This window comes from Vibrio diabolicus, assembly GCF_011801455.1.
GTDB lineage: Bacteria > Pseudomonadota > Gammaproteobacteria > Enterobacterales > Vibrionaceae > Vibrio > Vibrio diabolicus.
In genome coordinates, this window is sequence record NZ_CP042451.1 from 2,433,010 (window position 1) to 2,456,118 (window position 23,109).

The window sequence follows — 23,109 nt, forward strand, 5'->3', positions numbered from 1 at the left end:
GTCTTATCCAAATAACGTAGGGCTCTTAGACACAGCAATGTTTGCAGCCATGACCAACCAACCTAATGCGCCGAAAAAGCCAAATATCTTCAGTAGGTTGTTTTTCGCAAGCTTCAACGAGAAGAAACCGAGTGCAATGTACGCCAATACGCAGGTGATTTTGTTTGTTAACCACGGTGCGGCATCAGTAAACGGGATGAAACCAGTAATGAAAATAAGCGCGATACCTGACACTAGCAATGCAGTATCAACGATGTGGGGAAACACTTTCAAAAAGCGATTATTTCGCTTCGGTGAGTTCATCATCATTAACACGAATCGGATCGATAATAGTGTCGCGCTGAGCGCAATCGTCACTAAGTGTATGTGTTTTAGAGCTACGTACATTTTTCTTCTCTTTTTAGTTAGTGTTTGCTGACTTCCGTGATTAACAGGCAAAACAACCGAGCGTTACTCGATCGTTACCACCGTAATCTTTTTCCGTGGCAACTTGTTGGTAACCAAAACCACGCATTATCTCACGTACGGCATCACCCTGATCATAACCATGTTCGAATGCCAGCCAACCGCCTACTTCAAGATACTGACGAGCAAGATCCGAGATATGACGAATATCAGCTAAGCCATTCTCTTTAGCAACTAATGCAGATTTTGGCTCAAAGCGCACATCACCTTGGGATAAATGTGGATCTTTTTCATCAATATACGGCGGATTGGAGACAATTAAAGCAAACTTCGTACCTTCTGTAATAGGCTCAAACCAACTGCCTTGAGCAAAGGTCACATTTTTGATGTTTAGCTGCTCAGCATTGTACTCTGCAAGTGCTTTCGCTTCTTGCTTGAGATCTACGCCCATCACTTGACGTGTTGGCATTTCAGATGCGAGTGCGATAGCAATTGCCCCCGTCCCCGTTCCAAGATCTAAAATAGGTCCTGTTTGCTCATAGGTCTTATCGAGTGCAACTTCGACCAAACGTTCTGTATCCGGTCTTGGGATCAAGGTAGAGGGAGAAACTTTGAACGGTAGAGACCAAAACTCTCGCTCACCAATAATATAAGCGACGGGTTCACCAGCTAAACGTCGTTCAAGTAGAGCGTCGAATTTCGCTTGTTGCTCTGCTTCTAATGCTTTTTCTGGCCAGGTCAGTAGATAAGTTCGTGGTTTGCCAAGGACATGGCAGAGGAGTACAGCTGCATCTAGAGAAGGCGACTCTTTGCCGCCTTCTGCCAGTTTCACCGTCGCACTTTTCAGTGCTTGCTCAATTGATTGAACTTGGCTCATCGATTAGCCGTTCTCTGCGAGCGCCGCAAGTTGGTCTGCTTGGTGCTCTTGAATCACAGGATCAATCAAGCTCTGCAGGTCACCTTCCATCACTTCGTTCAAACGGTAGATAGTCAGGTTGATGCGGTGATCAGACACACGACCTTGTGGGTAGTTGTATGTACGAATACGGTCACTACGGTCACCAGAACCTAGAAGGTTACGACGTGTATCAGACACTTCTGCGGCACGACGCTCTTCTTCCGCTTGAACGATACGAGCAGCAAGAACTGCCATCGCTTTCGCTTTGTTCTTGTGCTGTGAACGCTCGTCCTGACACTCTACTACCGTACCCGTTGGTAAGTGGGTAATACGGATTGCAGAATCCGTGGTGTTAACGTGCTGACCACCCGCGCCAGATGCACGGAACGTATCGATTTTCAGGTCTGCCGCTTTGATTTCTGGCAGATCCGCTTCTGGGATTTCCGCCATCACCGCTACGGTACATGCAGAAGTATGTACACGGCCTTGGGATTCAGTTGCAGGAACACGCTGTACACGGTGACCGCCAGACTCAAACTTCAGTACGCCGTACGCACCGTCGCCGCTCACTTTTGCGATCATCTCTTTGTAACCACCGTGTTCAGCTTCGTTTGAAGACATCACTTCGATGCGCCAGCCACGCTTTTCTGCGTACTTGCTGTACATACGGAATAGATCACCCGCGAAGATACCCGCTTCGTCGCCACCCGCACCTGCACGAATTTCTAGGAAACAGTTACGATCATCGTTCGGATCTTTTGGCAGAAGAAGAATCTGTAACTCATCAGTAAGACGCTCAATCGTCGCTTTCGCTTCTTTGATTTCTTCTTGCGCCATTTCACGCATTTCTTCGTCGTCTTCGTTTGCCATCTCTTCAGCGGCGACAAGATCTTCTTGTGCTTGTTGATAAGCTTGGAAGCACTTGGTTACTTCTTCTAGCTGAGAGTACTCTCTTGATAGAGCACGGAATTTGTCCTGATTTCCAATTACATCAGGATCACCAAGAAGATGTTGAACTTCTTCGTAACGTTCTACTAGCGTTTCTAGCTTAGTCAGAATAGAGGCTTTCATAGTGTCGTTTTCTTAATAAAAAGCGTGAGTTATAGATCATCCAAGCCGAGTGTCTGGCGGATAATCGTTAATTTTGCTGGTTCGCCTTGCTCTGCCGCACTTTGCAATGCGCGAGTTGGAGCGTGAATCAGTTTGTTGGTGAGTTTATTACTCAGCTCGCGCAGCACTTTCTCTGGATCTGCGCCCGCCGCTAAAGATTGCAAACTTTTGCTCAGTAACTCTTCACGAATTTCGTTGGCTGATTTGCGATAGTCGCGAATACTATCGACGGCTTGCAGTGAACGCAACCATGTCATAAACGCAGCGCTTTCTTCACTAACAATCGCTTCGGCTTGAATCGCTTCGACTTTACGCTGCTCAATGTTGCTGTCGATGATAGATTGCAAGTCATCAACCGAATACAAATATGCGTCGTTCAGTTCACCGACTTCCGACTCTACATCTCGCGGCACCGCAATATCGACTAACAAGATAGGTTGATGTCGGCGCTGCTTCAGAGCCGTTTCGACCATACCTTTGCCAATAATAGGCAATGGGCTCGCCGTTGAGCTAATCACGATATCCGCTTTCGCCAAATGTTCAGGAATTTCGTTCAAACTGATCACTTCTGCGCCAAATTGATCCGCTAAGCCTTGCGCACGCTCTTTAGTGCGGTTCGCGACAATCATTTTTGTGCAGCCGTTGGATGCTAAATGCTTCGCGACCAGTTCAATCGTCTCTCCCGCACCAACCAAAAGCACGGTTGAATCAGATAACGACTCAAAAATATGTTTTGCCAATGTACATGCGGCATAAGCCACGGACACAGCATTACCGCCGATATCTGTTTCTGTTCTCACACGCTTGGCGACTGAGAACGTCTTTTGAAACAGTTTATCAATTGAAGCATCGACAGCTTGATGATCTCGCGAGTCAGAAAATGCTTGTTTTACCTGCCCCAAAATTTGAGGCTCACCCAACACCAGAGAATCTAGCCCGCATGATACGCGCATCAAATGCTTAATTGCGGCTTGTTCTTCATGCACATACAAACTCGGCATTAAATCTTCGCGGCTCACTTGATGAAACTGAGCAAGCCAATCGATTAACTTATTTCGCGCTCCTTGCTTAACATCGCAGTACAACTCAGTTCGGTTACAGGTTGAAACAATCACACTGCCGTTAACCGCTTCGTGCTCTCTAAGTTGCTCGAGTGCAGGGCCGAGTTTATCCGGACCAAACGCCACCTTCTCTCGCAAGTCGACAGACGCTGTATTGTGATTGATTCCAATAGCAAGCAAGGACATCTAACGTGGTATCTCTGGGATAGGTTATAAAATAGGTCCAGAATTTTACTGTAAGCACGCATTTATTGAAAGGGTAAGCCGGATTTGTTTTCCTAACTGCGACTTTTCAATGCTATAGTTGTGAGCGATTCCCGACGAAACTGATTAATAAGCCATCAAACATGACGTTACGCTCCTTTATTCTTTTTTTCTTGTCGAGCTTACTGCTCGCTGGTTGTTCCTCCGTTCCTGAAAGTGTTACCAGCGTTGAATGGCAAGCTCATGAGCAACGACTCGAGACCATCCAAGATTTTCAAGCAACGGGAAAACTTGGTTATATTGGCCCAGACCAAAGACAAAATTTAAATTTCTACTGGAAACATTCTTCAGCACTCAGTCAACTACGTTTAACAACGATTCTTGGTCAAACGGCATTAAAGCTCACCATCACACCACAAGGTGCCACAGTAGAAACTTACGACGACCAGGTCCTTTCCTCTCGCAGTGCAAACCAGCTAATTTACCGTCTTACGGGGTTAATGATGCCCGTTGAACACATGCCTGACTGGCTACTAGGCCTACCGACCGATGCCGACAAATTCCAATTGTCCCCAACCAATACACTGCAAGCGTTAAACAAACAAATTGGTTTAAATGATTGGAGTATTGCTTATCAACGGTATGGCGACGTTCAATGGCATGAGCAGTCTCTACCACTGCCAAATAAGCTGAAACTCACCACTGCTGACGTAAAAATAAATCTAGTGATCACAAAATGGAACATCACCCAATGATCGAACTTTCAACCCGCTGGCCATCACCAGCGAAATTGAATCTCTTTCTATACATCAACGGTCGCACAGAAAATGGCTACCACGAGTTACAAACCTTATTCCAATTCGTCGATCACGGCGATGAACTGACCATAAAAGCCAACGAGTCTGGCGAGATCACCATTTCCCCTGAAATCGAAGGCGTTCCGCTAAAAGACAACCTAATATGGAAAGCAGCAACCGCGCTTCAAGCTTACTCAAACTGCCCTTTTGGCGCGCATATTGAGCTACAGAAAGTGCTGCCTATGGGTGGGGGCATTGGTGGGGGCTCATCGAATGCAGCTACAGCACTAGTGGCACTGAACTACTTGTGGCAACTGAATCTAACTGACGATGAACTGGCTGAAATTGGTTTAAAGTTGGGCGCAGACGTGCCCGTATTTGTGCGCGGATTTGCAGCTTTCGCTGAAGGTGTTGGCGAGAAACTCTCCCCCGCTTATCCAGAAGAAAAGTGGTATTTAGTCGTCAGACCGAATGTTTCTATCGCAACCGTCGACGTTTTTTGTCATCCAGATCTAACGCGAAACACCCCAAAACGAGATCTAGAAACACTTTTAAATACGCCAAGCGTAAACGATTGCGAAAAAATTGTACGAATGCTCTACCCAGAGGTTGATAAGCAACTTTCTTGGCTGCTACAATACGCGCCGTCAAGATTGACGGGGACAGGATCTTGCGTTTTTGCTGAATTTTCGAGCAAATCTGAAGCAGAAACTATCCTTGCACAACTCTCTGATAAAGTCTCGGCATTTGTCGCTCAAGGGCGCAATATTTCGCCATTAAAAGAGACTTTGGCTGAATACCAATCAGCCTCACACCGACCTATTTAAACTGGACGCAAACCCGAGGTTTCCACCGTGCCTGATATGAAGCTATTTGCTGGTAACGCAACACCTGAACTAGCCCAACGTATTGCTGATCGTCTTTACATCTCTCTTGGTGATGCATCTGTTTCTCGCTTTTCTGATGGCGAAGTTGCAGTTCAAATCAATGAGAATGTTCGTGGTAGCGATGTTTTCATCATTCAATCCACTTGTGCACCGACTAACGACAACCTAATGGAATTGGTTGTTATGATTGATGCAATGCGCCGTGCTTCAGCAGGCCGTATCACTGCAGTTATCCCTTACTTCGGCTACGCTCGCCAAGACCGTCGTGTACGTTCTGCGCGTGTGCCAATTACTGCAAAAGTTGTTGCTGATTTCCTATCTAACGTTGGTGTTGACCGCGTTCTAACTATCGACCTACACGCAGAGCAAATTCAAGGCTTCTTCGATGTACCTGTAGACAACATCTTCGGCACGCCAGTGCTACTTGAAGATATGCAGGCTCGCGGTCTAGATAACCCTGTTGTGGTATCTCCTGACCTAGGTGGCGTTGTTCGTGCTCGCGCAACAGCAAAAGCACTAGGCGACATCGACATCGCAATCGTAGATAAGCGTCGTCCACGTGCAAACGTTTCTGAAGTAATGAACCTAATCGGTGATGTTGAAGGTCGTGACTGTGTGATCGTTGATGACATGATCGACACAGGTGGCACACTATGTAAAGCAGCTGAAGCACTAAAAGAGCGCGGTGCTAAGCGTGTATTCGCTTACGCTACTCACGCTGTATTCTCAGGCAACGCTGCGGACAACATCAAGAACTCAGTTCTTGACCAAGTTATCGTAACTGACTCTATCTCTCTATCTAAAGAGATGGCTGCAACAGGCAAAGTGACAACACTAAGCCTATCTCGCATGCTAGCTGAAGCGATTCGTCGTATCAGCAACGAAGAGTCAATCTCTGCAATGTTCAACTAATCCGAACATTTCAGTTACACTGATTTCAAAAGCACCCCTCTTTGGGGTGTTTTTTTATTTGTACTGATAACCAGAAAATCCCTTGGTCGCCCACTGTGAGAATTCTGTGCTATCATACTGCGCTTTTTGAGATTCCAGAGAGATCCTAACCTTGAGTCAACAAATCAAACTTCTTGTTGGTCTTGCTAATCCAGGACCAGAATACGCCAGAACTCGTCACAATGCGGGCGCTTGGGTTGTAGAAGAATTAGCACGCGTTCACAACGTTACACTGAAGAACGAACCAAAGTTTTTTGGTCTAACAGGACGTATTATGGTCAATGGCCAGGATCTCCGTTTGCTTATCCCAACCACCTTCATGAATCTATCAGGTAAATCGATCGCAGCGCTTGCGAAATTTTATCAAATTAAACCTGAAGAGATCATGGTTGCTCATGACGAGCTAGACTTACCGCCAGGTGTCGCTAAGTTTAAAAAAGGTGGGGGTCACGGTGGACACAACGGTCTGCGTGACACCATTAGCAAACTGGGCAATAACAAAGATTTTTATCGTCTTCGCATTGGCATTGGTCATCCGGGACACAAAGATAAAGTGGCGGGTTTTGTATTAGGTAAAGCGCCAGCTAAAGAGCAAGAGCTTTTAGATGCAGCAGCTGATGAGGCTGTTCGTTGTCTAGATATCCTGATTAAGGATGGCCTATCTAAAGCACAAAATCGCCTCCACACGTTCAAAGCTGAATAAGGTTACTATCATGGGTTTTAAATGTGGCATCGTTGGTCTACCTAACGTAGGTAAATCAACTCTGTTCAACGCACTAACTAAAGCGGGTATCGAAGCAGCAAACTTCCCGTTCTGTACCATTGAACCAAACACTGGTGTGGTTCCTGTGCCAGATCTACGTCTAGACGCACTAGCTAAGATCGTTAACCCACAGAGAGTTCTTCCAACGACGATGGAGTTCGTGGACATCGCTGGTCTTGTTGCTGGTGCATCACGTGGTGAAGGTTTAGGTAACAAATTCCTAGCTAACATCCGTGAAACAGACGCGATTGGCCACGTTGTACGTTGTTTTGAAAACGAAAACATTGTTCATGTTTCAGGTAAAGTTTCACCTATCGAAGATATCGAAGTGATCAACCTTGAACTTGCAATGGCTGACCTTGATTCTTGTGAGCGCGCGATTCAACGTAACGCGAAGAAGGCAAAAGGCGGCGATAAAGACGCAAAATTTGAACTAACAGTACTAGAAAAACTGTTACCAGTACTAACTGAAGGCGGCATGGCACGCACAGTTGAGCTATCTAAAGAAGAGTTAGCAGCAATCGGCTACCTAAACTTCCTTACACTGAAGCCAACTATGTACATTGCAAACGTAAACGAAGATGGTTTCGAAAATAACCCATATCTAGATGCGGTTCGCGAGTTCGCAGAAAAAGAAAACAACGTCGTTGTACCTGTATGTGCAGCTATCGAATCTGAACTATCTGAACTAGAAGATGAAGATCGCGAAGAATTCCTAGCGGATATGGGGATCGAAGAACCGGGGCTGAACCGTGTTATTCGCTCTGGTTACGAGCTACTGACTCTACACACCTACTTCACGGCAGGTGTTAAAGAAGTACGTGCGTGGACAATCCCTGTTGGTGCAACTGCGCCTCAGGCGGCAGGTAAGATCCACACTGACTTCGAGAAAGGCTTTATTCGTGCAGAAGTAGTCGGTTACGACGATTTCATCCAATTCAATGGTGAAAATGGCGCAAAAGACGCAGGTAAATGGCGTCTAGAAGGTAAAGACTACATCGTAAAAGATGGTGATGTTGTACACTTCCGCTTCAATGTTTAATTAAATGAATGAATTTTAAACACTTCATTCACACTAAAAGCCAGCTGCTAAGCTGGCTTTTTTAATACCTTAAGTAAATGAGCAAAAATAAATCACCTAACTGCGAGCTAATTTATTTCCAGTTTTAGATCATAAACACGCCTCTTTGTTTAAAAAGGAAGCGAACGAGGTTTTTTCCGAAATTTATTAAAAAAAACTGTTGACGGATCTCACTCAACTTCGCATAATGCGCGCCGTTCCCAACGACAAGGCAACAAAGCGTTGAGAGCAAAAAATATGGTTTTGGCTACGTAGCTCAGCTGGTTAGAGCACATCACTCATAATGATGGGGTCACAGGTTCGAATCCCGTCGTAGCCACCATTCCTAAGTGTTCTTTTTATCAGAGCAATTAGGAATAGATGCGGAAGTGGCGGAATTGGTAGACGCACCAGATTTAGGTTCTGGCGCCGCAAGGTGTGAGAGTTCAAGTCTCTCCTTCCGCACCATATTTTAAATAGTCATCGTGACTATTGCCTGCAGGTCTATCGCCAAGCGGTAAGGCAGCGGCTTTTGATGCCGCCATTCCCTGGTTCGAATCCAGGTAGACCTGCCATTATTCAAGTGAGATTCCTTTATAAAAGGGGTTGTCACTGAGAGCGTGAAGGTTTATATTGTCTCGCTCCAAAAGATGGCTACGTAGCTCAGCTGGTTAGAGCACATCACTCATAATGATGGGGTCACAGGTTCGAATCCCGTCGTAGCCACCATGAATAACGTTATTTAGGTTTTTACCAATTACCTTGATAACTACAGAATAAGTTGCGGAAGTGGCGGAATTGGTAGACGCACCAGATTTAGGTTCTGGCGCCGCAAGGTGTGAGAGTTCAAGTCTCTCCTTCCGCACCATTATTTAAGTCTCTTGTATTAGAGCAATGTAGGGCTATCGCCAAGCGGTAAGGCAGCGGCTTTTGATGCCGCCATTCCCTGGTTCGAATCCAGGTAGCCCTGCCACATACAATGATATTAAGATTTTACCAATTATCTTGATATCTACAGATCAAGTTGCGGAAGTGGCGGAATTGGTAGACGCACCAGATTTAGGTTCTGGCGCCGCAAGGTGTGAGAGTTCAAGTCTCTCCTTCCGCACCATTATTTAAGTCTCTTTTATTAGAGCAATGTAGGGCTATCGCCAAGCGGTAAGGCAGCGGCTTTTGATGCCGCCATTCCCTGGTTCGAATCCAGGTAGCCCTGCCATTATTTTCCTTGAAATACAGGAACGATATTGAGATTTTACCAATTATCTTGATATCTACAGAATAAGTTGCGGAAGTGGCGGAATTGGTAGACGCACCAGATTTAGGTTCTGGCGCCGCAAGGTGTGAGAGTTCAAGTCTCTCCTTCCGCACCATTATTTAAGTCTCTTGTATTAGAGCAATGTAGGGCTATCGCCAAGCGGTAAGGCAGCGGCTTTTGATGCCGCCATTCCCTGGTTCGAATCCAGGTAGCCCTGCCATATACAACGATATTGAGATTTTACCAATTATCTTGATATCTACAGATCAAGTTGCGGAAGTGGCGGAATTGGTAGACGCACCAGATTTAGGTTCTGGCGCCGCAAGGTGTGAGAGTTCAAGTCTCTCCTTCCGCACCATTCTTGATAAAAAGTTTAAAATGGCTACGTAGCTCAGCTGGTTAGAGCACATCACTCATAATGATGGGGTCACAGGTTCGAATCCCGTCGTAGCCACCATAAACAACGTTATTTAGGTTTTTACCAATTACCTTGATAACTACAGAATAAGTTGCGGAAGTGGCGGAATTGGTAGACGCACCAGATTTAGGTTCTGGCGCCGTAAGGTGTGAGAGTTCAAGTCTCTCCTTCCGCACCATTATTTAAGTCTCTTTTATTAGAGCAATGTAGGGCTATCGCCAAGCGGTAAGGCAGCGGCTTTTGATGCCGCCATTCCCTGGTTCGAATCCAGGTAGCCCTGCCACATACAATGATATTAAGATTTTACCAATTATCTTGATATCTACAGATCAAGTTGCGGAAGTGGCGGAATTGGTAGACGCACCAGATTTAGGTTCTGGCGCCGCAAGGTGTGAGAGTTCAAGTCTCTCCTTCCGCACCATTTTTGATCAAAAGTTTAAAATGGCTACGTAGCTCAGCTGGTTAGAGCACATCACTCATAATGATGGGGTCACAGGTTCGAATCCCGTCGTAGCCACCATTGATTGGATTGCTAGCATAAGCTATCAGTCACGTAGATTTAAGATGCGGAAGTGGCGGAATTGGTAGACGCACCAGATTTAGGTTCTGGCGCCGCAAGGTGTGAGAGTTCAAGTCTCTCCTTCCGCACCATCTTAAATTAATCTACACTATCAGAATACGCGGAAGTGGCGGAATTGGTAGACGCACCAGATTTAGGTTCTGGCGCCGTAAGGTGTGAGAGTTCAAGTCTCTCCTTCCGCACCATTCTTTCTCTCGATAAGAGAGGTTAAGTAGTCTTTGACTATTTACGCTGTAGGGCTATCGCCAAGCGGTAAGGCAGCGGCTTTTGATGCCGCCATTCCCTGGTTCGAATCCAGGTAGCCCTGCCATATACAACGATATTGAGATTTTACCAATTATCTTGATATCTATAGATTAAGTTGCGGAAGTGGCGGAATTGGTAGACGCACCAGATTTAGGTTCTGGCGCCGCAAGGTGTGAGAGTTCAAGTCTCTCCTTCCGCACCATTATCGGAAAACCCAGCATGATTTTGCTGGGTTTTTTCTTTTTTTGGTTCTGGACTCGGGAAATCATTAGATTTGCCGAATTAAAAAAGCGAGCTCATGGCTCGCTTTTTTTCTATCTGTGATTTGAGTAGCTTACTACATACCTAACGCGTATTTCAGTACTTGAGCCTTAATTGGCCCTGAGTTTTCAGCAAGCTTCAATGCAGCATTACGTACGAACTTCAATGGCCCAAGATCGTTGCTAAAACCTTTATAGAAAAAGTCCATGCCCGTCTGCATGAGTAAGTTGTCAGGTCGACGTGCGCGTTCGTATTTCGCGAGTAAGGTATCTTCCAGCTTTTCTTGGTGTTCTGTTACCGAAAGGAGAACGTCTACATCTTTGAAGCCTAAGTTTACCCCTTGCCCTGCAAGTGGGTTGATCGTATGGGCAGAGTCACCCACTAACACGCAATTTTTGCTTGAATAGCTTTGCGCATGACGACGAGTGAGTGGGAATGAGCCAAACTGTAAAACTTCAATATCGCCCAATTCAGCAGGGAAATGACGTAAGATTTCTTCCCTTAGTTGAGGCTTCCCCATCGCACACAATTGTTTAATGCGTTTTGGCGAGTCATACCAAACCAACGAACCTTGGCCTACTTCTTGACCGTCTTCATTAGTCAAAGAGCACAAAGGTAAAAATGAACGCGGGCCCGAAGGAGTAAATTGTTGCCAAGTGATATCTTGCTGTGGCAATTCTGTTTTCACGTTAATCAACATGCAGTGTTGTCGGTAATCCCACGCAGTCACACCAATTCCAGCCAATTGACGAACTTTAGAGTTTGCACCATCAGCACCAATTACCCAGTTAGCTTCAAACTGCGCCCCACTTTCTAGTGTCACAAGGTTTACATCTGCAAACTCAATGTCTTTTAATCGCTCGGGACACATCACGGTTAGATTGTCATACTGAGAGAAGACTTGCCAAAGACCTAATTGGATTAGGCGGTTTTCAACGATATAACCGAGCTGCTCCAATGACAGTTCATCAGAGTGAAAACGAGTACGGCACTCCGGGTGCTCCCAAGTTTCTAAACGCCGATAAGGGCAAACTCGCATACTTTTAATTTCTGACCATGCGCCGAGTGAATCAAGTAACTCCACCGACTGGTGCGAAATCGCAGATACGCGAATATCCATCACCTGAGCGGCATCAAAAGCTTTGGGTTTTGCACCTTCAACCAAGACAACGCTTCTGCCCTGCTTGGCAAATCCAACAGCGACGGCTGCCCCAACCATACCGCCACCGATCACGGCGATGTCATACTTGTTCATTTTTTACTCTTCATCGTGCTGATTAATTGGCGTTTTTTATTGTACTTTCCATGGCTATTTTTACAAAATTGTTTAACAAAAAACCTTGTTCTGCATAGGGCGAAAAACTAGATTTCATCAGGCTTTGCAGAGAATTAGCCAGATCACTAGTCAGGTGCTTTTTAAAGCAGTACAATACGCCGCTTACCGCCGTGATGGCGGCTATAATTTGAGCAATAGCTCTCCAATTTAAGTACAACTGAACGAGCGAAAGTGAGATGAGTAAGAAACTGCTAATTAAAACCTGGGGCTGCCAGATGAACGAATACGATTCATCAAAAATGGCCGACCTGCTTAATGCTGCAAACGGCTACGAGCTGACGGAAGAGCCAGAGGAAGCAGACGTACTTCTACTTAACACCTGTTCGATCCGTGAAAAAGCGCAAGAGAAAGTTTTCCACCAGCTTGGCCGCTGGAAAACACTAAAAGATAAAAAACCTGGCGTAGTTATCGGTGTAGGTGGTTGTGTAGCAACGCAAGAAGGTGACCATATTCGTGAACGTGCACCATACGTCGACGTTATTTTTGGCCCACAAACTCTGCACCGCCTACCTGAGATGATCAAACAATCTCAGTCGGATGACGCACCAGTTATGGACATTTCGTTCCCAGAGATCGAAAAATTCGACCGCCTACCAGAACCTCGTGCGGAAGGTGCGACAGCATTCGTTTCTATTATGGAAGGCTGCTCGAAGTACTGTACTTACTGTGTCGTACCGTACACTCGTGGTGAAGAAGTAAGCCGTCCAATGGATGATGTACTGTTCGAAATCGCACAGCTTGCTGAACAAGGCGTACGTGAAGTAAACCTACTGGGTCAAAACGTAAACGCGTACCGCGGTCCAACACACGACGGTGAAATCTGTTCATTTGCAGAACTGCTTCGTTTGGTTGCGTCTATCGATGGTATCGACCGTATTCGTTTCACAACGAGCCACCCGCTAGAATTCACTGACGACATCATCGCGGTTTACGAAGATACGCCTGAGCTTGTGAGCTTCCTGCACTTACCTGTGCAAAGTGGTAGTGACCGTATCCTAACTATGATGAAACGCCCTCACACCGCTATCGAGTACAAGTCGATCATCCGTAAACTGCGTAAAGCTCGTCCTGATATTCAAATCAGTTCAGACTTTATTGTTGGTTTCCCTGGTGAGACAGACAAAGACTTCCAAGACACAATGAAGCTAATCAAAGATGTAGACTTTGACATGAGCTTCAGCTTCATCTTCTCTCCACGTCCAGGTACGCCAGCAGCGGATTACCCTTGTGATGTATCAGAACAAGTGAAGAAAGAGCGCCTTTACGAACTACAGCAAACTATCAATGCTCAAGCGATGCGTTACTCTCGCTTAATGCTTGGCACAGAACAACGTGTTCTAGTTGAAGGTCCTTCGAAGAAAAACCTAATGGAACTGCGCGCTCGTACAGAAAACAACCGTGTAGTAAACTTTGAAGGTAGTGCAGACCTAATTGGTCAGTTCGTTGATGTGAAGATCGTAGACGTATTTGCGAACTCACTGCGTGGTGAGCTAGTACGTACTGAAAAAGACATGGATCTTCGTAGTGTGATTTCCCCAACGCAGATGATGGCGAAAACACGTCGCGAAGATGAGCTGGGTGTAGCTACTTTTACGCCATAAGCTCGTATAAATAGCCATGGAGAGCCTGGTCGTTATCAGGCTCTCATTAAGTGGCAAAAAATGAGAGGCAACATTGAGTAATAAAATCGTAACTCTAGAAATTAACCTAGAACCTTCCGACAACCGCCGACTTGCTAGCCTGTGCGGTCCATTCGATGACAACATCAAGCATTTAGAACGTCGTCTAGGCGTTGAAATTAACCACCGTAGTGACCATTTTACAATTGTCGGTAAACCTCATACCGCATCAGCTGCGCTAGATATCCTGAAAACTCTGTATGTTGATACCGCACCTGTACGAGGTGAGATCCCAGACATTGAGCCTGAACAGATCCATTTAGCGATTAAAGAGTCTGGTGTTCTTGAGCAGAATACTGAGTCTAATATCGAGCATGGTAAAGAAGTCTTCGTCAAAACCAAAAAAGGTGTGATCAAACCACGTACGCCAAACCAAGCACAGTACTTGGTTAATATGGTCACGCATGATATTTCTTTTGGTATTGGCCCAGCTGGTACAGGTAAAACTTATCTTGCCGTTGCTGCAGCAGTTGACGCACTAGAGCGCCAAGAGATCCGTCGTATTCTATTGACGCGCCCTGCGGTTGAAGCCGGTGAGAAACTGGGCTTCCTACCTGGTGACTTAAGCCAGAAAGTCGACCCATACCTACGTCCGCTATACGATGCCCTATTTGAAATGTTGGGCTTTGAGCGTGTAGAGAAGCTGATTGAACGTAACGTGATTGAGGTAGCCCCTCTTGCTTACATGCGTGGCCGTACTCTAAACGACGCTTTCATCATTCTTGATGAGAGTCAGAACACCACGGTTGAGCAGATGAAGATGTTCCTAACGCGTATTGGTTTTAACTCTCGCGCAGTTATCACTGGTGACGTCACGCAAATCGACTTACCTCGTGGTGCAAAATCAGGTCTTCGTCATGCTATTGAAGTATTAAGCGAAGTCGACGACATCAGCTTTAACTTCTTTTTAGCAGACGACGTTGTACGTCACCCAGTGGTTGCTCGTATCGTTAACGCGTATGAGAAGTGGGAAGCACAAGACCAGAAAGAGCGTAAAGAGTTCGAGAAGCGTCGTCGTGAAGAACGCGATGCGAAGTTATTAGAAGCAGCGAAAGCCGAACTGAATGCACAAGTTGCTTCCACTAAGGAATAATCATGGCGATTGAACTTGATCTGCAACTGGCAGTCGAAAATGAAGAAGGGCTGCCTTCGCAGCAAGATTTCCAATTGTGGCTAGATAAGACGATTCCTCTCTTCCAGCCACAAGCCGAAGTCACCATTCGCATTGTGGATGAACAAGAAAGTCACACGCTTAACCATGAGTATCGTGGTAAAGATAAACCGACCAATGTGTTGTCTTTTCCATTTGAAGCCCCTCCAGGTATGGAAATAGATTTACTTGGCGACTTAATTATTTGCCGCCAAGTCGTTGAAAAAGAGGCAATTGAACAGAACAAGCCTCTGTTAGCACATTGGGCGCATATGGTTGTACATGGCAGCTTGCATCTGCTAGGTTATGATCATATTGAGGATGACGAAGCCGAAGAGATGGAGTCCCTCGAAACCGAAATCATGCAAGGTATGGGCTATGAAGACCCTTACATTGCTGAAAAAGAGTAGCCATTGGCTATTCAGCAGGGAAAGGCGAACCACCAAAATGATTCTCGTGTTCGCCTCTCTATGTGTGCTATCACACTTCTGATAGCGTTACTTAATTGAGAAACAATGAACGAAGATAATTCTCCCTCTTCTAACGAAGATAAGAAAGAAAAGGCAGAAGGTCCGAGTAGAAAGTCCTTCTTTGAACGTCTAGGTCAATTATTTCAGGGCGAACCAAAAGATCGCCAAGAGCTTGTGGATGTTATCCGTGACTCTGAAGTCAATGACCTGATTGACCATGACACCCGCGATATGCTTGAAGGTGTTATGGAAATCTCCGAAATGCGCGTGCGTGACATTATGATCCCGCGTTCGCAAATGGTTACGGTTGAGCGTACTCACGACCTTGATACCTTGGTTGCCTTGATTACCGATGCTCAACACTCTCGCTACCCTGTGATCAGCGAAGATAAAGACCATGTGGAAGGCATTCTTCTTGCGAAGGACTTACTTAAATACTTAGGCTCAGGCAGTAATCCATTTGATATCGAAGAAGTTATTCGACCAGCCGTTGTGGTACCGGAAAGTAAACGCGTTGATCGACTGCTGAAAGAGTTCCGTGAAGAACGTTATCATATGGCCATTGTTGTCGATGAATTCGGTGGTGTTTCTGGTCTTGTGACCATTGAAGATATCCTTGAAGAAATCGTCGGGGATATCGAAGATGAATTCGATGAAAGCGAAGAGACAGACATTCGTAAGCTTAGCAAGCATACGTTTGCTGTCAGAGCGCTGACAACCATCGAAGAGTTTAATGAGACATTTGGAACTAACTTCAGCGATGAGGAAGTAGATACCGTTGGTGGCATGGTCATGACTGCCTTTGGCCACTTACCTTCTCGTGGTGAACTGGTTGAAATTGAAGGTTACAACTTCAAAGTCACCGCTGCCGATAACCGTCGTGTCATTCAACTCCAAGTGACGATCCCAGACGAAGAAACCCTGGTTGAAGCCACTCAAGAGTAACGCGATACCCATTGGGAATCTCAGAAAATTATAATGATGAATGAACTCTTTCATCGCCTCAAGCGGCCCTTAGTGGCCGCTTTTGTTGGCGCCTCTACTACGCTCGCTTTTGCACCTTACCAGTTGTGGCCTGTTGCCATTCTTAGCCCAGCTATTCTACTGATTCTTCTTGCTAACCAAACACCGAAACGCGCACTGTGGATTGGCTATGCTTGGGGGTTAGGTCAATTTGCAACTGGCGTTAGCTGGGTGTACGTCAGTATCTCCGGCTTTGGTGGCATGCCACTGATTGCTAATTTATTTTTAATGGGCTTGCTTGTCGCCTACTTGGCTGTTTATTCCGGCTTATTTGCTTGGCTCAACAACAAACTCTTTCCTCAATTTACGCTCACAAAAGCGCTTCTCGCTGCGCCCGCTTTATGGCTAATCAGCGATTGGTTGCGTGGTTGGGTGATGACCGGCTTCCCGTGGCTATGGCTAGGCTACAGCCAGATTGATGCTCCACTAGCAAGCTTTGCGCCTATCGGTGGCGTGGAACTGCTCACTCTGTTTATCCTTATTAGTGCGGGGGCATTAGCCTATGCTTGGGTTCATAAACAGTGGCTGATGGTGATTATTCCTGCGGTATTACTCAGCACAGGCTTTGGGATTCGAAACTACGATTGGGTAACACCTCGGCCAGAAGACACGACTAAGCTCGCGCTGATTCAAGGTAACGTTGACCAAAACCTTAAGTGGCTGCCAAGCCAACGTTGGCCAACCATCATGAAATACGCCGATCTCACTCGTGAAAACTGGGACGCTGATATTATCGTCTGGCCAGAAGCTGCAATTCCTGCTTTTGAAATTGAAGTGCCTTCATTTTTGAGCAATATTGACAGCGCAGCAAAAATGAATAATAGCGCAATCATCACTGGTGTCGTCAACCAAGCTGAGGATCGACAGTTCTACAACAGTATTCTGTCCCTTGGCATCACACCATACGGTGACTACAGTTTCGACTTGAGCGAACGCTACCATAAGCATCACCTATTACCGTTTGGTGAGTTTGTTCCATTTGAGGATATTCTGCGCCCATTAGCGCCATTCTTTAACTTGCCGATGTCGTCGTTTAGCCGTGGGGCTTTTGTGCAGCCCAACATCGTTGCGAATGGCATGCACATGGCACCAGCGCTTTGCTATGAGATCATCTTTAATGAGCAAGTGCGTCAAAATGTGACTGACGAAACAGACTTCATTCTAACGCTTTCGAACGATGCATGGTTTGGTCACTCTATCGGTCCTCTTCAGCATATGGAGATCGCCCGTATGCGTGCCTTAGAATTAGGCAAACCGCTCATCCGCTCGACGAACAATGGATTAACAGCGGTAACCGATCACAAGGGTAAAATCGTTGAGCAAGTACCGCAGTTTGAAACTGCAGTACTGCGCGCAGAGCTCACCCCAACCGATGGGAAAACGCCATATCGAATCGTTGGTACTTGGCCATTGTATATTTGGGTTGGGTTAAGTTTAGCGCTGGCTTTCGGTTTAAGAAGAAAACAGAGCTGATAACAGCTTGAAAGTAGAAAAGACAAAAAAGAGGCGACCAAGCCTCTTTTTTATTCATTGCATTATACAGTCGTTACGCGCCATTTATGGCTTTAATGACTGGCGAGTAAAGCCTTTGTGACCACATTTAATACACGGAATGATTACAGTTGGGTGGTTATACGTTGTCTTGTGACCACACTCATCACAGACCAAAGTACCTAAGCCTATCACCTCTCCTGCTTCATATAGCCCTTGATGCTCTAAGTCATCGAACAACTCAACCCACTCAACTTTAGTTCGGTCTGTAATCTCTAACAACCCTTGCCATATCGAGTCCGCAATCGTTAAGTAAAACGGGCCGCTTTTGCTATCCTCGTAACTCTCTGAAAACTCTTTTAAGTCTGCTTTAAGGTATGCTTTGATTAAAGCTAATTCATCTTTGGTCAAGTCATTAGCAGCATCCACCACTTTGCCCGACGTCTCAATCGCTTTGTTAACTTCTTCCGGACTGTGCTTCAAGGTTTCAATCACATCCTCGAGCATTTCCTCATAACCTGTTTTACGTTTAGGCATAACTGACCTCCATCTTTCTCCTACCTGCGTCACTTAAGGGCGCATGGGTACAGATTGGCTATTGTTGTGATCCCTAGCTTTAGGTATTCTATGACGATCTATTTAAGTCTGTTCTAACCGAACTCACAAATTCCAAGATAACGGATACCATCGATGCAAGAACAATACAACCCACAAGATATTGAACAAAAAGTTCAAAAGCACTGGGATGACAACAAAACCTTTGTTGTAAGTGAAGACCCAAATAAAGAAAAATTCTACTGTCTATCCATGTTCCCATACCCAAGTGGTCGACTGCACATGGGTCACGTGCGCAACTACACTATCGGTGATGTAGTATCTCGTTTCCAACGCCTACAAGGCAAAAACGTGATGCAACCAATCGGTTGGGACGCATTCGGTCTACCTGCAGAAAACGCAGCAGTAAAAAACAAAACTGCGCCAGCACCTTGGACTTACGAAAACATCGAATACATGAAGAACCAACTTAAGCTTCTAGGCTTTGGTTACGATTGGAACCGTGAATTCGCAACATGTACACCGGAGTACTACCGCTGGGAACAAGAGTTCTTCACTAAACTTTACGAGAAAGGTTTAGTTTACAAAAAGACGTCTTCTGTTAACTGGTGTCCTAACGACCAAACTGTTCTTGCAAACGAGCAGGTTGAAGACGGTTGTTGCTGGCGTTGTGATACGCCTGTAGAGCAAAAAGAAATCCCTCAATGGTTCATCAAAATCACTGAATATGCTCAAGAGCTACTAGACGACCTAGACAAGCTTGAAGGTTGGCCTGAAATGGTGAAAACCATGCAGCGCAACTGGATTGGCCGCTCTGAAGGCGTTGAGCTGAAGTTTGAAGTTAAGGGTCAACAAGACCTAGAAGTTTACACGACACGTCCAGATACGCTAATGGGTGTGACTTACGTGGGCATCGCTGCTGGTCACCCTCTTGCAGCTCTTGCTGCAGAGAACAACCCAGAGCTTGCAGCGTTTATCGACGAATGTAAGAACAACAAAGTTGCAGAAGCTGAGCTAGCGACAATGGAGAAGAAAGGTATGGCTACTGGCCTTACTGCTATTCATCCATTGAACGGCCGTGAAGTACCAGTATACGTAGCAAACTTCGTATTGATGGACTACGGTACAGGCGCGGTAATGGCAGTACCTGCACACGACCAACGTGACTACGAGTTCGCAACGAAGTACGGTCTAGACATCGTGCCAGTTATCAAGCCTGCTGATGGCAGCGAGCTAGACATCTCTGAAGCGGCATACACAGAGAAAGGTGTACTGTTCGATTCAGGTGAATTCGACGGCCTAGAATTCCAAGCGGCGTTCGATGCAATTGCAGCGAAGCTAGAAGCAGAAGGCAAAGGCACTAAGACTGTAAACTTCCGTCTGCGCGACTGGGGTGTATCTCGTCAACGTTACTGGGGCGCACCAATCCCAATGGTAACGACTGAAGACGGTGAAGTTCACCCAGTACCTGCTGACCAACTACCAGTGATTCTTCCAGAAGACGTGGTAATGGACGGCGTAACCAGCCCAATCAAAGCAGATAAAGAATGGGCGAAGACCACATTCAACGGCGAACCTGCTCTACGTGAGACAGATACGTTCGATACGTTCATGGAATCTTCTTGGTACTACGCGCGTTACTGTTCACCGCAAGCAGACGACATCCTAGATCCAGAAAAAGCAAACTACTGGCTACCAGTAGACCAGTACATCGGCGGTATCGAGCACGCTTGTATGCACCTACTGTACTCTCGCTTCTTCCACAAGTTGCTACGTGACGCGGGCTACGTAACGTCTGACGAACCGTTCAAGCAGCTACTGTGTCAAGGCATGGTACTGGCAGACGCGTTCTACTTCGAGAACGAGAAAGGCGGTAAAGAGTGGGTAGCTCCAACAGACGTAGCCGTTGAACGTGATGGTAAAGGCCGCATTACTTCTGCTAAAGACACTGAAGGTCGCGATGTAACGCACTCAGGCATGATCAAGATGTCTAAGTCTAAGAACAACGGTATCGACCCTCAAGAAATGGTAGACAAGTACGGCGCTGACACAGTACGTCTATTCATGATGTTCGCGTCTCCAGCGGACATGACACTTGAATGGCAAGAGTCTGGCGTAGAAGGTGCGAATCGCTTCCTGAAACGTGTTTGGAAACTAGTGAAAGAGCACACAGCGAAAGGCGCAGCAGAAGCAGTAGATACCGCAGCGCTTTCTGGTGATCAAAAAGCACTTCGCCGTGACGTTCACAAAACTATCGCGAAAGTGACGGACGATATCGCTCGTCGTCAAACATTCAACACCGCGATCGCAGCGATCATGGAGCTGATGAACAAACTAGCGAAAGCGCCTCAAGAATCTGCGCAAGATCGTGCAATCCTTGACGAAGCACTGAAAGCTATTGTTGTCATGCTTTACCCTATCACTCCGCATATCTCATACGAGCTATGGGCAGCACTAGGTGAAACAGACATTGATAACGCGGCATGGCCGACGTTTGACGAAAAAGCGCTAGTTGAAGACGAAAAAACTATCGTTGTTCAAGTTAACGGTAAGCTACGTGCGAAGCTAACAGTCCCAGCGGATATCTCTAAAGACGATATCGAACAGCTTGGTCTAAACGACGAAAACGTGGTTAAGTTCACTGATGGCCTGACTATTCGTAAAGTCATTTACGTTCCAGGTAAACTGCTGAACATCGTTGCAAACTAATCACAGCTTGCAATTTGTCTCTGTTTAGCGAACTTATTTGTTAACCAAGAGTCATTAAACAGGGTAGTTCGCTACCCTGTTTATTTACCTCAAACCATTCACATGAGTGGTTTAAGGTAAATAACCCCTTCAATTTAGGATGAATACAATCAATGCGCTTTTTCTCTTTGATTAAACTACCAGTGGTATTGGTATTAGCGGGGCTTCTTTCTGCCTGTGGTTTTCACCTTCGCGGCGAGTATTCCGTACCGGAAGAGCTGCACACTATGTCTTTCTCCAGCTACGATGAATACAGTGAATTAACTCGCTATGTTCGCTCTCAACTCGAACTGAACAAAGTTGAACTTGTTCAACCATCATCGACGGTACCCAACCTTCATTTGACGGAAGCGACTATCGATGAGCGTACACTGTCTCTGTATCAAAATAGCCGTGCAGCAGAAAAAGAGCTGACATACGTAGTAAAATACCGTGTGACGATTCCTGGCTATGGCTCTAAAAACTTTACGACAACAGTAAACCGCAACTACCTAGACAACCCGTTGACGGCACTCGCAAAATCTGTTGAACGTGACGTAATTGAAGACGAGATGCGCTTGCAAGCTGCAAAACAGATGATGCGCCAGTTGGGCCGTATTCGTGCCGAATATGAAGCAGGACAAATCTCTGAGCCAGCGAACACAAACTCTTAATCACTATGCGAATTTATGCCGATAAATTAACGGATCATTTAACTAAACACGTTAAACAAGTTTACCTAATCTTTGGTAATGAGCCGTTACTGATTCAAGAGAGCCGCCAAGCAATCCAAAAGGCAGCGTTTCAACAAGGTTTTGAGGAAAAACACCGTTTTGCGGTAGACGCAAGCATCGACTGGAATCAAGTTTACGATTGCTTCCAAGCGATGAGCCTGTTCTCAAACCGTCAATTGATCGAGCTTGAAATTCCAGAGAGTGGCGTGACAACCGCCGTCAGCAAAGAGCTGCAAACACTGTGTGATATGCTGCATGATGACATCATGCTCGTCATTGTTGGTAGCAAACTGACCAAAGCCCAAGAAAATGCGAAATGGTTCAAAGCATTAAGCTCAAAAGGCGACTGGGTAAGCTGTTTGTCGCCAGATCTACAACGCTTACCTATGTTCATTCACGCACGTTGCCGCACGTTGGGCCTAAAACCCGATCAACAATCACTGCAAATGTTGGCTCAATGGCATGAAGGTAACCTGTTTGCATTGTCACAAAGCTTAGAGAAATTGGCCCTACTCTACCCGGATGGTGAGCTGACCATCATACGTTTAGAGGAAGCCCTAAGTCGCCATAATCACTTTACTACGTTTAACTGGATCGACGCCTTACTGGCAGGTAAAGCAAACCGTGCACAACGTATTCTTCGCCAACTTGAGGCGGAAGGGGTCGAGACCGTGATCTTGATTCGAAGTGTACAAAAAGAGTTGAGCCAACTTTTAAATATGCATCAAGACTTAACTCAAATGGGAATGAACCAGGTATTTGAGAAATATCGAGTTTGGCAAAACAAGCGTCCACTCTATAACGCAGCACTGACCCGCTTATCGGCGAGTCGTATTTGTGCATTGCTCTCCTTGTTGGCTCAAGCAGAGATAAAAGCCAAAACTCAATATGACGAGTCTGTATGGCCAACTATTCATCAGTTGAGCTTAGAAACCTGCTCTCCTGATATTAAGCTGGCAATTTAAAAATCAAAGCGTGATATAGTGCGCGACCTGTTTTGCAAGCAAGAATGTAAAACACTGTAGAGATAAGAGACAAACCGAGGAAA

19 protein-coding genes and 20 tRNA genes are annotated in these 23,109 nt (G+C 45.9%); 33 read left to right on the forward strand and 6 right to left on the reverse strand.

The genetic code is table 11. The annotated features are described in order from the left end of the window. Positions 1-3: 3 nt before the first annotated feature. From FR741_RS11520 to hemA, 4 genes are read right to left on the reverse strand one after another with little or no spacing between them, the layout of a single operon-like run. Positions 4-387: a SirB2 family protein gene (locus tag FR741_RS11520; RefSeq protein ID WP_005382225.1), complete on the reverse strand. Its 384-nt coding sequence runs from the start codon at positions 385-387 to the stop codon at positions 4-6. 40 nt (positions 388-427) lie between these two features. Continuing rightward, positions 428-1,282, reverse strand: coding sequence for a peptide chain release factor N(5)-glutamine methyltransferase (prmC, locus tag FR741_RS11525; protein ID WP_167426825.1), 855 nt, complete (start codon positions 1,280-1,282; stop codon positions 428-430). A gap of 3 nt (positions 1,283-1,285) precedes the next feature. Then, entirely contained in the window at positions 1,286-2,374 is a 1,089-nt protein-coding gene (prfA, locus tag FR741_RS11530) for a peptide chain release factor 1 (RefSeq protein ID WP_005382222.1), read from the reverse strand. 29 nt (positions 2,375-2,403) lie between these two features. Beyond that, complete coding sequence (gene hemA, locus FR741_RS11535) at positions 2,404-3,660, reverse strand: glutamyl-tRNA reductase (protein ID WP_005384104.1); 1,257 nt, start codon at positions 3,658-3,660, stop codon at positions 2,404-2,406. 161 nt (positions 3,661-3,821) lie between these two features. Here hemA and lolB point away from each other — a divergent pair, with 161 nt between their 5' ends. The 25 genes from lolB (at position 3,822) to FR741_RS11660 (ending at position 10,837) form a co-directional block, all read left to right on the forward strand. Beyond that, positions 3,822-4,433 carry a lipoprotein insertase outer membrane protein LolB gene (gene lolB / locus FR741_RS11540; RefSeq protein WP_047009559.1) on the forward strand — a complete coding sequence of 204 codons (612 nt, stop codon included), beginning with the start codon at positions 3,822-3,824 and terminating at the stop codon, positions 4,431-4,433. After that, positions 4,430-5,302 (forward strand): 4-(cytidine 5'-diphospho)-2-C-methyl-D-erythritol kinase, encoded by an 873-nt coding sequence (ispE, locus tag FR741_RS11545; RefSeq protein WP_005393173.1) that lies wholly within the window; start codon positions 4,430-4,432, stop codon positions 5,300-5,302. Before lolB ends, ispE begins: the two co-directional genes overlap by 4 nt. Positions 5,303-5,329: 27 nt before the next feature. After that, positions 5,330-6,274: a ribose-phosphate pyrophosphokinase gene (locus FR741_RS11550; protein WP_005393176.1), complete on the forward strand. Its 945-nt coding sequence runs from the start codon at positions 5,330-5,332 to the stop codon at positions 6,272-6,274. A gap of 151 nt (positions 6,275-6,425) precedes the next feature. Next, a complete protein-coding gene (gene pth, locus FR741_RS11555; protein ID WP_005384112.1) occupies positions 6,426-7,016 on the forward strand; it encodes an aminoacyl-tRNA hydrolase in 591 nt (196 codons plus the stop codon). A 10-nt stretch (positions 7,017-7,026) separates the two neighbouring features. Further along, positions 7,027-8,118: a redox-regulated ATPase YchF gene (ychF, locus tag FR741_RS11560; protein WP_005393178.1), complete on the forward strand. Its 1,092-nt coding sequence runs from the start codon at positions 7,027-7,029 to the stop codon at positions 8,116-8,118. Positions 8,119-8,402: 284 nt separating this feature from the next. Beyond that, positions 8,403-8,479: transfer RNA gene (locus FR741_RS11565), tRNA-Met, on the forward strand. Positions 8,480-8,519: 40 nt separating this feature from the next. Continuing rightward, a tRNA-Leu gene (locus FR741_RS11570) sits at positions 8,520-8,604 on the forward strand. A gap of 32 nt (positions 8,605-8,636) precedes the next feature. Then, a tRNA-Gln gene (locus FR741_RS11575) sits at positions 8,637-8,711 on the forward strand. Positions 8,712-8,788: 77 nt separating this feature from the next. Next, positions 8,789-8,865, forward strand: a tRNA-Met gene (locus FR741_RS11580). 54 nt (positions 8,866-8,919) lie between these two features. Next, positions 8,920-9,004: transfer RNA gene (locus FR741_RS11585), tRNA-Leu, on the forward strand. A 30-nt stretch (positions 9,005-9,034) separates the two neighbouring features. After that, positions 9,035-9,109, forward strand: a tRNA-Gln gene (locus FR741_RS11590). Positions 9,110-9,162: 53 nt separating this feature from the next. Beyond that, positions 9,163-9,247, forward strand: a tRNA-Leu gene (locus FR741_RS11595). A gap of 30 nt (positions 9,248-9,277) precedes the next feature. Continuing rightward, positions 9,278-9,352, forward strand: a tRNA-Gln gene (locus FR741_RS11600). A gap of 69 nt (positions 9,353-9,421) precedes the next feature. Continuing rightward, positions 9,422-9,506: transfer RNA gene (locus FR741_RS11605), tRNA-Leu, on the forward strand. Positions 9,507-9,536: 30 nt separating this feature from the next. Beyond that, positions 9,537-9,611: transfer RNA gene (locus FR741_RS11610), tRNA-Gln, on the forward strand. Positions 9,612-9,664: 53 nt separating this feature from the next. Further along, positions 9,665-9,749: transfer RNA gene (locus tag FR741_RS11615), tRNA-Leu, on the forward strand. Between the two features lie 22 nt (positions 9,750-9,771). Then, positions 9,772-9,848 (forward strand) — tRNA-Met (locus FR741_RS11620). Between the two features lie 54 nt (positions 9,849-9,902). Beyond that, positions 9,903-9,987, forward strand: a tRNA-Leu gene (locus FR741_RS11625). 30 nt (positions 9,988-10,017) lie between these two features. After that, positions 10,018-10,092 (forward strand) — tRNA-Gln (locus FR741_RS11630). A 53-nt stretch (positions 10,093-10,145) separates the two neighbouring features. Further along, a tRNA-Leu gene (locus FR741_RS11635) sits at positions 10,146-10,230 on the forward strand. A 22-nt stretch (positions 10,231-10,252) separates the two neighbouring features. Continuing rightward, positions 10,253-10,329, forward strand: a tRNA-Met gene (locus tag FR741_RS11640). 46 nt (positions 10,330-10,375) lie between these two features. Further along, positions 10,376-10,460: transfer RNA gene (locus FR741_RS11645), tRNA-Leu, on the forward strand. Positions 10,461-10,489: 29 nt separating this feature from the next. Next, positions 10,490-10,574: transfer RNA gene (locus FR741_RS11650), tRNA-Leu, on the forward strand. A gap of 50 nt (positions 10,575-10,624) precedes the next feature. After that, positions 10,625-10,699: transfer RNA gene (locus FR741_RS11655), tRNA-Gln, on the forward strand. Between the two features lie 53 nt (positions 10,700-10,752). Beyond that, positions 10,753-10,837 (forward strand) — tRNA-Leu (locus tag FR741_RS11660). A 135-nt stretch (positions 10,838-10,972) separates the two neighbouring features. Here FR741_RS11660 and FR741_RS11665 read toward each other — a convergent pair. Further along, complete coding sequence (locus FR741_RS11665; protein ID WP_167426826.1) at positions 10,973-12,151, reverse strand: 2-octaprenyl-3-methyl-6-methoxy-1,4-benzoquinol hydroxylase; 1,179 nt, start codon at positions 12,149-12,151, stop codon at positions 10,973-10,975. Positions 12,152-12,408: 257 nt separating this feature from the next. On the opposite strand from FR741_RS11665, the gene miaB reads away from it, so the two are divergent. From miaB to lnt, 5 genes are all read left to right on the forward strand, one after another. Then, entirely contained in the window at positions 12,409-13,833 is a 1,425-nt protein-coding gene (miaB, locus tag FR741_RS11670; protein ID WP_005391310.1) for a tRNA (N6-isopentenyl adenosine(37)-C2)-methylthiotransferase MiaB, read from the forward strand. 73 nt (positions 13,834-13,906) lie between these two features. After that, on the forward strand, positions 13,907-15,004 hold the full coding sequence (locus FR741_RS11675; protein WP_005373033.1) for a PhoH family protein: 1,098 nt from the start codon (positions 13,907-13,909) through the stop codon (positions 15,002-15,004). Between the two features lie 2 nt (positions 15,005-15,006). Beyond that, positions 15,007-15,471: an rRNA maturation RNase YbeY gene (gene ybeY, locus FR741_RS11680; protein WP_005391311.1), complete on the forward strand. Its 465-nt coding sequence runs from the start codon at positions 15,007-15,009 to the stop codon at positions 15,469-15,471. A 105-nt stretch (positions 15,472-15,576) separates the two neighbouring features. Next, complete coding sequence (corC, locus tag FR741_RS11685) at positions 15,577-16,476, forward strand: CNNM family magnesium/cobalt transport protein CorC (RefSeq protein WP_005384118.1); 900 nt, start codon at positions 15,577-15,579, stop codon at positions 16,474-16,476. A gap of 33 nt (positions 16,477-16,509) precedes the next feature. Further along, the gene (gene lnt / locus FR741_RS11690) at positions 16,510-18,027 is read left to right on the forward strand and encodes an apolipoprotein N-acyltransferase (protein ID WP_109169985.1); all 1,518 of its coding nucleotides are present in this window, start codon (positions 16,510-16,512) and stop codon (positions 18,025-18,027) included. A gap of 84 nt (positions 18,028-18,111) precedes the next feature. On the opposite strand, the gene FR741_RS11695 is transcribed toward lnt, so the two are convergent. Beyond that, positions 18,112-18,582 (reverse strand): zinc ribbon-containing protein, encoded by a 471-nt coding sequence (locus FR741_RS11695; protein WP_005373024.1) that lies wholly within the window; start codon positions 18,580-18,582, stop codon positions 18,112-18,114. 153 nt (positions 18,583-18,735) lie between these two features. Here FR741_RS11695 and leuS point away from each other — a divergent pair, with 153 nt between their 5' ends. The 3 genes from leuS (at position 18,736) to holA (ending at position 23,026) form a co-directional block, all read left to right on the forward strand. Further along, entirely contained in the window at positions 18,736-21,309 is a 2,574-nt protein-coding gene (gene leuS, locus FR741_RS11700) for a leucine--tRNA ligase (protein ID WP_005391313.1), read from the forward strand. Positions 21,310-21,461: 152 nt separating this feature from the next. Continuing rightward, positions 21,462-22,001 (forward strand): LPS-assembly lipoprotein LptE, encoded by a 540-nt coding sequence (locus FR741_RS11705; protein ID WP_005373019.1) that lies wholly within the window; start codon positions 21,462-21,464, stop codon positions 21,999-22,001. A 5-nt stretch (positions 22,002-22,006) separates the two neighbouring features. After that, positions 22,007-23,026, forward strand: coding sequence for a DNA polymerase III subunit delta (holA, locus tag FR741_RS11710; protein ID WP_167426827.1), 1,020 nt, complete (start codon positions 22,007-22,009; stop codon positions 23,024-23,026). The last annotated feature ends 83 nt before the right edge of the window (positions 23,027-23,109 follow it).